Below are 12,647 nucleotides of genomic sequence, written 5' to 3'. Positions count from 1 at the left end.
GAAAGATGGGGAAGAATTTATACTAATTCTCCAAAAGGCGGTTACAGATAATGACGCGGAGATTGATGTGTAGCAAAATTTTAGAGAATTGGTATTACTCTTATCACTTCCCAACTTCCTCAACTTCCTCAACTCCGTGTCTCCTGTTCCCTGTTCCCTATTCCCTGTCCCCTGTCCCCTATCCCCTATTACCGAGCACCCCCGACGGCTTCGGCAGACTTGGGAAGCATAGATGGATCGATCGCTATTCCCAATCCTTCTGCGACGCGACGACCATAATTTACATCAGCCCGGAAGAAATGGCAAAGTTGACGCATCTGTAAATCGCGTCGCGCCTGACTCAAACTACCTACAATATTTTGGATCAAACGCTCCTGTTGATCGGGTGTCATGAGCCGATACAGATCTCCTGCTTGGGTGTAATCGTCATGACTTTGTTTTATTAGCGTAGTCGAAATGACTTTGACTTAGTAGGATTTAGGCAGAGATTGTAATAAACCGTAACATTTGCTCAATTTTTGAAGAGCTAACGCCATCAGTATCTGCTTGAGAGCGGGATTGGGCAGAAAAAAGCATGAAAATTTTAAGAAAGTGTGGCGATCGCTCGCTGTTTGCATTCTCGTTGAGTCAAAAGTTATGGCTAAGTACGCTAGAACTAAAGGTGAGGTGGATGCAAAAATTTAGACAACAGTGAAAAAGCGAATTACTCTCACCTTTCCCAAGCGTGCGATTCAGATGCCAGTTACCTATCGATTGGCAAAAGATTTTAACGTCGCTGCCAATATTATCCGCGCTCAAGTGGCACCAAACCAAATTGGCAAGCTGGTTGTGGAACTTTCAGGAGATATAGATCAGCTAGATGCTGCGATTGAGTGGATGCGATCGCAAAATATCAGTGTTTCCCACACTTTAGGTGAAATTGTCATCGACGAAAATTTGTGTGTGCATTGTGGCTTATGTACTGGAGTTTGCCCTACTGAAGCTTTAACCCTCAACCCAGAAAGCTATAAGTTAACATTTACGCGATCGCGCTGTATTGTCTGCGAGCAATGTATTCCCACCTGTCCAGTACAAGCAATTTCCACTAATATTTGAAAAATTTTCAAATAAAAAGCTGGGGTTCGTTGCCCCAACTTTGCAATCACCTGGTAGTTACATAAGTAAATTTTTACAAAAACTCGAAGAAATTACTCAAAAGTATTTTTGAAGTTATTTTAAATTTATTTGATTACTACTGTAATAAAAAGTGCTAATTAATACATTTATCAAAAATAAATATCCTGGTAAATACTAGATTGAAATAGGTAAAATCCAAATTATAGGGGGATTTTATATAAAGCTTTGATTATAAACAGCATAAAAATATACAAGCTAACCGGGTATAGGTATAAAGTTTTCTTCCCCTACGCCAAGCTTTGTAGATTGCTTAGAAAGGAGGCTACATTGATGAAAACCTCTGTTTATTAGTCTCTAACTCCCATTTTCAGGTAAGAAATTTTGCTTAGGCTTTCCCTTAGACACAACCAGGAATTTTAATAAAAATAGATCCCAGATGACAGGAACGATGATTACACCCATGCGTGTTTTTGTGTTAATTTTTAATGCTGGTACAGACAATGAGGGCATTCACACGATTCGAGTAGGCGATCGCAACAAAATTCTGATGTTCGAGTCAGAAGATGACGCCCTGCGTTTTGCTCTCATGCTGGAAGCTCAAGATTTTCCTACACCGAAAGTAGAGGCAATAGATGCTGAAGAAATAAAGGAATTTTGCCAAAGTGCTAACTACGATTGGGAAATCATCCCAGAAAACAGCGCATTAATAGTTCCCCCAGAAATCAACGTCGAAGAAACCGATTGGAAACCAGATGCTCAAGATGACTCTGTGCCCGAAAAACAGGAATCACAACAAGAACAGGAATTTTCTGATTCTGAACTTGAAAGCATACGTCGCAGATTGGAGGGATTATTGTAACGCATTCCCCATACATAAATGCAGGGGCTTCCACCCTTCGATTTTGGTGATTAGTCATTTAGTCAACAGCCAATAGTAATCATTAAAATCCTTTACTCTGGATTTTGGACTGTTGACTTTTCACTCCACATCGCCGTGGATAGATGACAAATGACAAAGGACAAAGAATAAATGACGAACTTGCAGGAGCGCGGGCATCTTTTAACAGAGCAGGTTAATTCAAATAGTCTTAATTTAGACCAGCTCAATACTTTAGAATTGGTGGAACTTTTTAATAGCGAAGATCAAAAAGCAGTAGCTGCGGTGGCTGCTGCTAAAGTTGAATTGGCAGAAGCGATTGAACGTACTGCCGAGTGTTTGCGCCAAGGAGGGCGTTTGTTTTATGTTGGTGCAGGCACGAGTGGTAGGCTAGGGGTGTTAGATTCTGCTGAGTGTCCACCTACTTTTTGCACGCCTCCAGAACTAGTACAGGGAATTATTGCTGGTGGTGCTGGAGCTTTGGTGCGCAGTTCTGAAGATTTGGAAGATCGCGCCCAAGATGGAGAGGCTGCGATTCAACAACGGCAAGTTACACAACTAGATGTAGTAGTAGGCATTACTGCTGGTGGTACAACACCTTTTGTTCACGGTGCAATTAATGCTGCTCGTCAAAGGGGTGCTACTACTATTTTTATTGCCTGTGTACCTGTTGAACAGGTGAGCGTAGAAGTAGATGTTGATATTCGCTTGTTAACTGGAGCGGAAATATTAGCTGGTTCTACGCGCCTCAAAGCAGGCACGGCAACAAAGCTGGCTTTAAATATCCTTTCTACAGGTGTAATGGTACGTTTGGGCAAAGTTTATGGTAATCGCATGGTAGATGTAGCAGTTACTAATCAAAAATTACGCGATCGCGCTTTGCGAATTTTGCAAGACTTAACGGGTTTGAGTCGTGAGGCATCTGGGTTTTTACTAGAACGTAGTGGTAGATGGGTTAAATTAGCACTGTTAATGCACTGGACTGGTTTGGAAAAAGAGGAAGGCTTAAAGCTGCTCTCAGAACATCAAGGTAATTTGAGAGCAGCAGTTGCTAGTCAAAAAAATCACAGCTCATTTTAAAGCCAAGGAGCTTAAGGTGCAGGGAGCAAAGGGAACGTGATTCATGTACCTGAAGCTCCCTTTCCTCTTAAAGTAGGCGTGTAAGTGTCTGCGTTCTTCTGGATTAACGATTCGCTTATCAAGAAGAACGCAAGCCCGCTTTTTCCCTCAGTTTAATCAGAGAATTAATTCTCTGACTGGATTGCAACGAAGCGAGAGATTGAAAGATTGACAAGCTTGAAGTATTTAGAGTAGTTATTGACCGATCGCTTCCTTCGCAGTCAAACCATAAACTAAAGACTTTAGTGCAAACTTGGGTAAAGCCAACATTCGCCGCCAACGCCAAGGCTCTTTATACAGCCGATACAACCATTCCAAATGATTATTTCCCAACCAAGCTGGAGCACGATTTTTTGCACCAGACCAAATATCGAAACTACCACCGACTCCTACCCAAATTGCCTGAGGACACAAATGACGGTTCTGGGCGATCCATAATTCTTGACGTGGCACACCCAAGCCGACAAAAATCACTTGTGGTTGAATTTGAGCAAGAGTTTGTCGCAATTGTTCTGCTTCTGACTGGGAATGGAAACCCGAATGAGTACCTGCTACAAATAAATTAGGGATGTGAGCCAGCCAATACTCTGCTGCCTTGGCAGCCACTCCAGGTGCTCCACCATAGAAAAATACTTTTGTACCTGCTCCTTGTTTTCCTATTTCTCGCAACAGTATTTCTGCTAGTTCAATTCCTGGGGTGCGTTGCACTTGTTGCCGCCGTAGCCATTGCAAAAATAAAACTACTCCTGCTCCATCTGGAATTACTAGCTCTGCACTTTTAATTGCTTGAGCTAAGGACGGATTCTGCTCTGCTTGCATAGTCATTTCTGCATTCAGGGTGACTACATGAGTTCCCATTCCTTTTTGCAGGCGTTCTAGCAGCCAGCCTGGATAATCAGTCATGACATGAACTGGTAGCCCTAACACTGAAAATACTTTAGGCGGTTTAGACATAGTCTATTCTTTAGTAGCCTCACACCATAAAGTTTATTGAACGATAGTTTAACAAATTTTTTTAAATAATATTATTTATTTAGATATTAGCATAAAAAAACACTCTATAAAAATGCATAAATCTATAAAGTTCTTATATTTATCATAGATTGTAAGTACATTATTACTTCAGTATACTGATGGTAACAACCATTTAATTTGTTATAAATTAGACTAACAAACAGTAAATGCATTAAGACTAAAATATCAAGTACTAAAAAGGGGTAGAGGGCATAAAGCGTCAAAGTATATAAAAAGCAGGATCTAGTTACTATCCCCTGCCCAGCAGTATATTGGATAGAGCTTATGTTATGTTTCATTGTGAGTTCATTGATGTAATAAAACGCAAAACAAATTAAATTGATATGAGGCATTCTTGCAACAGCTAAATAATATTCGTACAGTGATCTCCATCACTGACAGCAAGCCCAAGGATCAGGTTGGCTCTCTAACACCCTATATCTTTCTTACAAAGAACCAAATATCTTTAAACTACACATCCTAAGACTTTTTAGTAAACTCAATTTTACAGTGAAGATTACAACGGGCAGAAATAGACAATGAGTAAAATTCGTGTGGCATTAATTGAAGACCATGACCTTACCCGTGTAGGTATTAGAACAGCACTACAGCAAAAGGATGAAATTGAAGTTGTAGGAGAAGCTGCCAACGCTGCTGATGGACTTAGGCTGGTAAAGATGGTACAACCGGATATTGCGATTATAGATATTGGTTTACCAGATAAAGATGGTATAGAACTGACACGAGAGGTAAAATCTGCCTTAGCTGGGGAGGAATCACCAACCAAGGTTTTGATTTTGACGCTACGAGATAACAAAGAGGCAGTGCTAGCAGCTTTTGCCGCTGGGGCAGATTCTTACTGCATGAAGGATATCAAGTTTGATAATTTGCTAGAAGCTGTGCGCGTAACTTATAACGGTAATGCCTGGATCGATCCAGCGATCGCCCGGATTGTATTGCAACAAGCTCGACAAAATCAACACAAGCCAGAAGTATTAGCAACAGATTCTAAAACAATAACCACACCTCAAACTTTGGAAACGGTCGAGAACAATGAAGAGATGATCGATCCCTATACCCTGACAGAAAGGGAATTAGAAGTATTGCAGTTGATTGTTGAAGGTTGCAGCAATGCTGTAATTGCAGAAAGGCTTTATATCACGGTAGGGACAGTAAAAACTCATGTTCGTAATATTTTAAACAAGCTATGTGCTGACGATCGCACCCAGGCAGCAGTCCGGGCATTGCGTTCTGGATTAGTTGGATAGACTAGATTTTTGGTGTGGTTACTCTTGAGGAGAATATGCGTAAATTTACCACTACAAGAAAAAATATGTGTTAAAAAAGAATTGTTTATTTTGAATTTGGTCTATCTAAATATTTATTGATGGTCAAATGTAATTTAAATTACACAAATTTGCTGTCTAAATATCCGAAAAATGAAGTCACCTATGACCGAGACAGATTTAGCAAAACTTAAACTGATGGTGGTAGATGACGAACCGGATAACTTAGAGTTGCTCTACCGCACTTTTAGACGAGATTTTCAAGTATATAAAGCAACTAATGCCCTGGGTGCTTTTGACATTCTAGATAAAGAAGGCGAAATGGCCATAATTATCTCTGACCAAAGAATGCCAAACATGAATGGTACAGAGTTTCTCAGGCTAACAGTGGAGCGCTTTCCTGATACAATTCGCATTTTGCTAACGGGGTTTACTGATGTTGAGGATTTGGTAGATGCGATTAATTCCGGTCAGGTTTTCAAATATATTACCAAACCCTGGAAACCTGACCAGTTAAGGATAATTGTCCAGCAAGCAGTAGATACATATCGTGTAGTCAAAAAACGCACTCAAGAGTTAAGTCGTGCTTTGCGGCGAGAATCTTTATTTAATGCAGTGACAACAGCAATTCGAGAGTCACCAGACTACTCTAGTATGCTGCAAAAGATTGTTGACATCATCGGTCAGACTTTTGAAACTAGTTATTGTTTGCTTAGACCAATAGAAAATAATTGTCTGACATCAGACGAGTTTTCTTACCTCAGTTCCAAAACTCCTTTTTCTGACTTATCTCTCGCTCCCAATAACTTAATTGAACAAGTTCTAGCCAGCCATGATTACCAACACAATCAATGCACCCATCAAAATGGGCTGTGTTACCAGCTAGCTGTACCACTTACCTACCAGCAACACCTACTTGCAGTTATTGCTCTGTTTGAGTGGGAACGCGATCGCCCATGGCAAGAGGAAGATATTGAGCTTGTAACAGGAGTTGCCGAACAAGCAGCTTTAGCTCTGTCTCAAGCCAAACTCTACCAGAGCCTTCAGGAAAAGCAAGCACAGATCCGGGCAGAACTAGAGGTTGCTCGTCAAATTCAAAACAACCTGCTGCGTCAAAGCTTACCTGAGATTCAAGGTGCCAAGGTACAAGCCTGTTGTTATCCCGCTCGTGAAGTAGGAGGAGATTTTTTTGAAGTATTTGTTCATCCCCAAGGCGATTTGTGGATAGCAGTGGGTGATGTTTCTGGTAAAGGTGTGCCAGCTGCTTTATTTATGACGAGTGTAATTTCGGTATTGCGCCGTGAATTATCTCAACAAACGCCAGCAATGCCGAATGCAGTGATGGAAAATCTCAACCATGCCCTAGCAGAGGACTTAATAAGTAACAATTGCTTTATTACCCTCTTCTTGGCTCGATATACTCCTGCCACTGGGGAATTGGTTTATGCAAATGCCGGGCACATATATCCTCTACTATGGTCTCGCAAAGCCTTAACAGAAAACCCTAATTATCTTAAGATTCGTGGTATTCCTTTGGGAATTTTACCTAAGTGGCAAGCAGCCTTCGGTCAATTGTTTCTCACTTCCGGAGAAACTCTATTACTAACAAGTGATGGTATTACTGAAGCAACTGTTCTCAAAAATATAGATTCATTAGAACAATCAAACAATGGTATCAAGCTAAGTCAACGTTCGATGCTGAATCAAGATGGGCTTTGGCAACTTTTGCAACAGGAAACTCAACCACTTTCTCTCAACAGTTTACTAGCTCGCATCCAAGCTGACAACCACGTTCAAGAAGATGATCAAACAATACTCTCACTAGAGGTTTTATAAGTAATGAAAAGTGAGCTGAATGTACCAAGTGACTTAAAGTTTCTAAGCATCGTAGAAAATTGGTTGTTAGGATGCTTGGAAGTTAAACTCAAAGAATCTATTGATTGGCCGAGGCAATCGAGTCGGTTACGGTTAGCTTTAGTAGAAGCTTATTCCAACGTGGTACGTCATGCCCATAAAGATCAGCCTTGTTTGCCAGTGTTAATTCGTTTGGAACTCAAAGAGCGCGATATTGCCGTCGAAATTTGGGATCGCGGTGAAGGTTTCGATTTATCTGATTATTTGGCTCCCGATCCGACAGATAAACAAGAAGGTGGTTATGGTTGGCTAATTATGCATCGTCTGATGGACAGGGTGGAGTATCAGTTGCAGGTAAATGGTGGAAACTGTTTGAAGTTAGAAGTATCTCTGCCAGAATCTGTTTCAACTGTTTAACAAGATTTTTAATTTGTAAAGAGCCGGAGGCTCTAGTTCTCGTTACCAGGTTGAACCGGGTAACGAGGGTTTGTGGGCTGTTGCCTGGTGGCTGTTGGTAGGAGTCTTGATGTGAATGTAAAAGACTTTTAACCCTGTCACCTGTCCTCTGTCACCTGTTATACTTACCGGGCTGTAGCTGGAAACTTTTTCACTAAATCGTCTCCAGGAATAACAGTAGTATAAAAAACATAGTTATTATTAGTTACGTAGCGACGGTCTTGTTTAACTATTGCCATGAACTCTCGATGTCCTTGGCGCATACGTCCTACTAAACAACCTGCACTAGCATTTTTAATATCATTACTAGGAGCATCATAGCCCCAGTGTTGATTAACCAAGAAAAGACCTGTATCTAGTTTATCGCCAGTTCGTTTAAAGTCTTTGTTGAAATCGCGGCAAACGGTGATTGGTGCAACTTGTATTAATGCTTCGTGACGATCTGCGTTGCCATGATAACCAACTGCCCAAGCTTTGTATTGTCCAAACTGAATTCTGGCAGCACCAGCCCGATTCATTGGCTTGTAGGTGTAATAAGCGCCTGGTTCTGTGGTAGCTTGCCAGTGATCTACTATTTTGGGCACACCATCAACTATTTCGATGACAATCCGTCTGTCGTTAAATTCGTTTTTGTTGTCTTTGTTAAGGCTTCCGTCTCCGTTCATTCCCTCTACATAAGTAATGTTGTATTCTTTTAACCCAGTGAAAACTTGATAATTCATTGCCTGCATATATTTCACAATCCTGCTGGCAAGATCGTTACTTAGCTTTAAGGGAGGTTTGGGAAGATCCTCTGGTTTGGTTTCAATCAATTTTTTGGCTGTTTCTGCTCCGATAAAGTCTGTTTCTGTGGTGTTTGTGAGAGATTGAAATTTTTTGAGTGCGGCAACAGAAATAGGCCCAAATTTGCCATCGGCTGGAGGTTCAAGCAAGCCTAAGCCAATTAATAATATCTGAATCTGACGAGCCAACTCTGCATCATCAGCGATCGCTTCCAAGCCATATTTAGTATCCGTCCCTAAAAATTCTTGTAGTTTCATTTCACGCTTTCTCCTCAGCGGTTGATCTGAAAGTTACTGAAAATAGATTTTGTGTAGTCATGTCTTTTCCTACAGCAATTAACCTGCAAATTTCTGAAAGTTAATTTCTTGCAAGATTATTGCTTAGGTAGGACATATAGTTAAATTTATTACTTTAATTTCTGCAATACTATTGTTCTACGCAAAATAAAATCTAGTGTTATTACTTAAATATTTGTAATAAATATAGTGAGTAGTATTAGGGGATTAGGGGCTAGGGGCTAGAGGCTAGGGACTAGGGACAAGGGGAATTGGGGACAAGGAGTAAAGAGGAGTGAGAGTACCAGAGAGGGAAAGTATGAGGGAAGAATGCACCCTCGCTCCCTCACTCCCTCACTCTCCCCTTCTCCCCCTCCCAGTGTCCTCTTTCCCGAATCCCCGCTCCCCAGTCACCAGTACCCAACTTAACTTCTCACGAATCGCCGGAAGGTATTTTTGACAGTCAACCAGTTGCTGGCAATGGGCATTCGCCAACCAGTACTAAAAGCGCGATCGGTAATTTTTAAACCTGGAGGTGCTTGTCGTCGTTTAAATTCTGCGCGGGCTACCATTTGAATTACTCTATCTACAACTACCGGATCGTGTCCATTTGCAATAATTTGAGCAGGTGATTGGTGATTTTCGATCAGGCGTTGCAAGATGTCATCTAAGACATCATAGGGAGGTAAAGAATCTTGATCGACTTGATTAGGTTTGAGTTCAGCACTAGGCGGTTTAGACAAGACGTTTTGAGGAATTATTTCGCCATCACGATTTAACCAATGGCAAATTGCATAAACGCGGGTTTTGGGAACGTCGGCAATCACTGCTAATCCGCCATTCATATCGCCGTAGAGGGTACAGTAACCGACTGCCATTTCTGATTTGTTGCCTGTAGACAGCAGAAGATAGCCAAATTTGTTAGAAATTGCCATCAACAAATTACCCCGAATCCGGGATTGAATATTTTCCTCGGCAAGTCCAAATTCGGTGTTGGCAAACAAGTCTGCTAAGGTTTTGTCATATGCTTGCATTAAATTCCTGATCGGCAGGGTTGTAGTTTTGATACCAAGATTCTCTGCTAAAGCCAAAGCATCTTGGATGGAATGCTCGGAACTGTAGGGCGAAGGCATCAGCACACCAAAGACATTTTCTTTACCTAGTGCTGCTGTGGCGATCGCAGCCACGAGTGATGAATCAACTCCACCGCTCAAACCCAGAACTACTTTGGAAAAGCCACACTTGCGGACATAATCCTGTACGCCCAAAACTAAAGCTTGCCAAATTTCTTCTTCTTCGCACTCATACTTGGGTGCAATAGAACTTAGCTGTAAATCCCGCTCCTCTTCGTCAAAATCTATGATTACTAAGTCGGTTTGAAAACCGTGGGCACGACAAACAATTTCACCTTGCCGATTCAATGCAAAACTTCTGCCATCAAAAATTAAGTCATCATTGCCACCCACTTGGTTATTATAAATAATTGGTTGCTGAAAACGCATCGCACTATGACTGAGCATTGCTTCGCGAAATCGCTGTTTATTGACAGTGTAGGGAGAGGCAGACAAATTGACGACCAAATCTACACCCAAAATCGCTAAATCGGCAATGGGATTGGCAGTGTAACTACGTTTACCCCAAAATTCCTCATCATTCCACAAGTCTTCGCAAACTGTGACGCCAATGTCAACACCATCTAAGGTGAAATAATTAGCTTGCAAGCCTGGTTCAAAATAACGGCGTTCGTCAAAAACATCATAAGTAGGTAAAAGCCGTTTGTGAAATACTTGCTGGACTTTGCCTGCTTCTAACCAAGCAATACTATTAAATAGAGTTTTACCGCCAGTGATGTGGGCTTGAGTATTTTCTTCTACGGTTCCGACTAAAACAGCTAGATGAGGCGGCAAATCTGTTGCTAATTGTTGCAGGGTAATAGCCATTGCCTCTACAAAACTAGGATTTAACAATAAATCCCGTGGAGGATAACCACATAAAGATAGTTCTGGAGTCAACAACAAACGCGCGCCTTCTGCTACTGCTTGTTGTGCTGCTTCTAAAATTTTTTGGGCGTTTCTAGGTAAATCACCAATGGTAGGATTAATTTGAGCGATCGCTATTTTCATTTTCAAGTTCAGACTTGGTTTTTCGATTTGAGTTTGAGAGCACAGGTGAGGAATGTAGCAGCGATTTTGTAGAGGATATAACAGATAATTAATTTTTTGAGAGTTACAGATTACTAATCCGTTATATCTGTGATTATGTTCGTTGCAAAGTTAGTTAAATAAATACCAAAGGTTTATCTTTAAAAGGAGCAAAAGCATCAGCATTAAATTTATATAAAGTTGCTGGACGTCCTGCTCCTCGCGACACTTTAATTCCGGTATCGCACAGAAAACCTAACTTGAGTAGACGTGCCCGAAAATTAGAATAATCGGAAAAATTTTCCCCTAAAACTGTAGTGTACAACTGATATAAATCATTCAAAGTAAACGTTTCTGGCAAGACTTCAAATGCTACCGGGCTGTACTCCAATTTATTTCTTAAACGTCTGTGTCCATAAGCCAGAATTTCGTTATGATCAAAAGCCAATTGCGGCACTTGCTTGACTGGATACCAAGCAATACCAGCTACTTTATCAGCAATCAATTCGGCTTCTTCAAATCGCACTAAGGCAAAGTAACTGACACTGAGATAACGTACTCCATAGCTATCTGTTGCTTCGCGCGGATCACGTTTCGGCCCGCCGAAGGTATATAACTGTTCTAAATAAAGATTTTTAACCCTGATTTTTTCAGCCATGATGCGATATGCTGCATCTTCTAGCGACTCGCCTTGACGCACTAAAGTACCGGGAAGTCCCCAATAATTTAAAAAAGGTTCTTGCTGTCGCATTACTAATAGTACTAACAGACGATTTTGGGCAGTATCTACAGAAAAAATTACGTTATCGACACCGACCTTAAAATCTGCCAAAGGTTGTTGATTTAGCGAATCTGCAAGCTTTTTTGGGATGCGTCCTGGCATTTGTATAAATGCTGTTGGTGAATGTAGTCAATTACAGAGGGTGTGAGAGCTTCGGGATCTCCACTTTCACGATACGCTGTTGAGGATACTGGTGGGCCTGTTAACTCAGCGATCGCTATTTTTGCTCCCAGGTTTTCTAGCGTCTGCAAGCTAGTTTGATCTATCACATATCCCGGTCGCGGTACTACCAGAAGTTGTACTTGCTGCAACAAATCTTCAACCTGATACCAACGAGGTAGCTGAGTTAATAAATCTGAACCTACTACCAAAGTAAACTCTGTATCTTCTCCCCAACGTTCTTTTGCTTTTTCCACTGTTTCCAGCGTTCTCAAACTACTTAGTTGTTGTTCCAAGCTAATATTGTGCCGTGGCGAATCTATGTTGGCAATTAATAGTTGTAACATTGCCACCCGATGCTGTAGCGGTGTTTGGTGAGATTTAAAGGGATTATCTGCTGACCATACCACAACGCGATCGTAATGCTGAGATAACCATTTAATAATCGCTTGATGCCCGGCAGTTGGTGGATCGGCACTTGTTCCAAATAAGGCAATTTTCATTTTAGTCATTAGTGATTGGTCATTTGTTTAGTAGGGGAGGCAGCGCGCCCTTGCGGAGCCAGTGCGTTGCGGAGAGAAGTCTGTAGACGCTTCTGCGGCTTCCCGCAGGGTGCGGCGGCTTCCGCCGATGGTGCGAGCGGGGATAGCTGTGGTTGCTGTGCAACCACAGCGTCGGCTCTGCCGACAGCAGAAAAATCTCCGATTTTTCTGCCCCCGCCGCACCTGCATGGCAATCAGAACTTCGGAGGGTTTCCCCCGTTGTAGCACCTGGCGTCGGGTTAAG

General features: G+C 41.6%; 13 protein-coding genes. 6 read left to right on the top strand and 7 right to left on the bottom strand.

Going from position 1 to position 12,647, the window contains the following annotated elements; all coding sequences use genetic code 11:
• Positions 1–188: 188 nt before the first annotated feature.
• Positions 189–443 (bottom strand): catalase-related domain-containing protein, encoded by a 255-nt coding sequence (locus UYC_RS0122815; RefSeq protein ID WP_268743996.1) that lies wholly within the window; start codon positions 441–443, stop codon positions 189–191.
• A gap of 247 nt (positions 444–690) precedes the next feature.
• Here UYC_RS0122815 and UYC_RS0122800 point away from each other — a divergent pair, with 247 nt between their 5' ends.
• From UYC_RS0122800 to murQ, 3 genes are all read left to right on the top strand, one after another.
• A complete protein-coding gene (locus tag UYC_RS0122800) occupies positions 691–1,095 on the top strand; it encodes an NIL domain-containing protein (RefSeq protein WP_016874988.1) in 405 nt (134 codons plus the stop codon).
• Between the two features lie 469 nt (positions 1,096–1,564).
• Positions 1,565–1,975: a DUF3110 domain-containing protein gene (locus UYC_RS0122795; protein WP_016874989.1), complete on the top strand. Its 411-nt coding sequence runs from the start codon at positions 1,565–1,567 to the stop codon at positions 1,973–1,975.
• A 171-nt stretch (positions 1,976–2,146) separates the two neighbouring features.
• Positions 2,147–3,073 (top strand): N-acetylmuramic acid 6-phosphate etherase, encoded by a 927-nt coding sequence (gene murQ / locus UYC_RS0122790; RefSeq protein WP_016874990.1) that lies wholly within the window; start codon positions 2,147–2,149, stop codon positions 3,071–3,073.
• 234 nt (positions 3,074–3,307) lie between these two features.
• On the opposite strand, the gene UYC_RS0122785 is transcribed toward murQ, so the two are convergent.
• Complete coding sequence (locus UYC_RS0122785) at positions 3,308–4,066, bottom strand: WecB/TagA/CpsF family glycosyltransferase (protein ID WP_016874991.1); 759 nt, start codon at positions 4,064–4,066, stop codon at positions 3,308–3,310.
• Positions 4,067–4,665: 599 nt separating this feature from the next.
• Between UYC_RS0122785 and UYC_RS0122780 the strand changes: the two genes are divergently transcribed.
• The 3 genes from UYC_RS0122780 (at position 4,666) to UYC_RS0122770 (ending at position 7,683) form a co-directional block, all read left to right on the top strand.
• On the top strand, positions 4,666–5,394 hold the full coding sequence (locus UYC_RS0122780; protein ID WP_016874992.1) for a response regulator: 729 nt from the start codon (positions 4,666–4,668) through the stop codon (positions 5,392–5,394).
• Positions 5,395–5,577: 183 nt separating this feature from the next.
• Entirely contained in the window at positions 5,578–7,248 is a 1,671-nt protein-coding gene (locus UYC_RS0122775) for a SpoIIE family protein phosphatase (RefSeq protein ID WP_016874993.1), read from the top strand.
• Positions 7,249–7,251: 3 nt separating this feature from the next.
• Positions 7,252–7,683, top strand: coding sequence for an ATP-binding protein (locus tag UYC_RS0122770; protein WP_016874994.1), 432 nt, complete (start codon positions 7,252–7,254; stop codon positions 7,681–7,683).
• 164 nt (positions 7,684–7,847) lie between these two features.
• Here the strand turns inward: UYC_RS0122770 and UYC_RS0122765 are convergent, their stop codons facing one another.
• The 5 genes from UYC_RS0122765 to UYC_RS39070 all read right to left on the bottom strand — a co-directional run.
• On the bottom strand, positions 7,848–8,762 hold the full coding sequence (locus UYC_RS0122765) for a peptidoglycan-binding domain-containing protein (RefSeq protein WP_016874995.1): 915 nt from the start codon (positions 8,760–8,762) through the stop codon (positions 7,848–7,850).
• 443 nt (positions 8,763–9,205) lie between these two features.
• On the bottom strand, positions 9,206–10,903 hold the full coding sequence (locus tag UYC_RS0122760) for an NAD+ synthase (protein ID WP_016874996.1): 1,698 nt from the start codon (positions 10,901–10,903) through the stop codon (positions 9,206–9,208).
• A gap of 154 nt (positions 10,904–11,057) precedes the next feature.
• Positions 11,058–11,804 (bottom strand): NUDIX hydrolase, encoded by a 747-nt coding sequence (locus UYC_RS0122755; RefSeq protein WP_016874997.1) that lies wholly within the window; start codon positions 11,802–11,804, stop codon positions 11,058–11,060.
• Positions 11,765–12,364: a nicotinate-nucleotide adenylyltransferase gene (locus UYC_RS0122750; RefSeq protein ID WP_026087478.1), complete on the bottom strand. Its 600-nt coding sequence runs from the start codon at positions 12,362–12,364 to the stop codon at positions 11,765–11,767. Before UYC_RS0122750 ends, UYC_RS0122755 begins: the two co-directional genes overlap by 40 nt.
• A gap of 27 nt (positions 12,365–12,391) precedes the next feature.
• Positions 12,392–12,647: hypothetical protein (locus UYC_RS39070; protein ID WP_040432577.1), on the bottom strand; the 256-nt coding region annotated here is incomplete at its 5' end.

The sequence above is a fragment of the Chlorogloeopsis fritschii PCC 6912 genome (assembly GCF_000317285.1).
GTDB lineage: Bacteria > Cyanobacteriota > Cyanobacteriia > Cyanobacteriales > Nostocaceae > Chlorogloeopsis > Chlorogloeopsis fritschii.
Note: the sequence above shows the minus strand (reverse complement) of the source record. Positions and strands in the feature narration are given on the sequence as shown.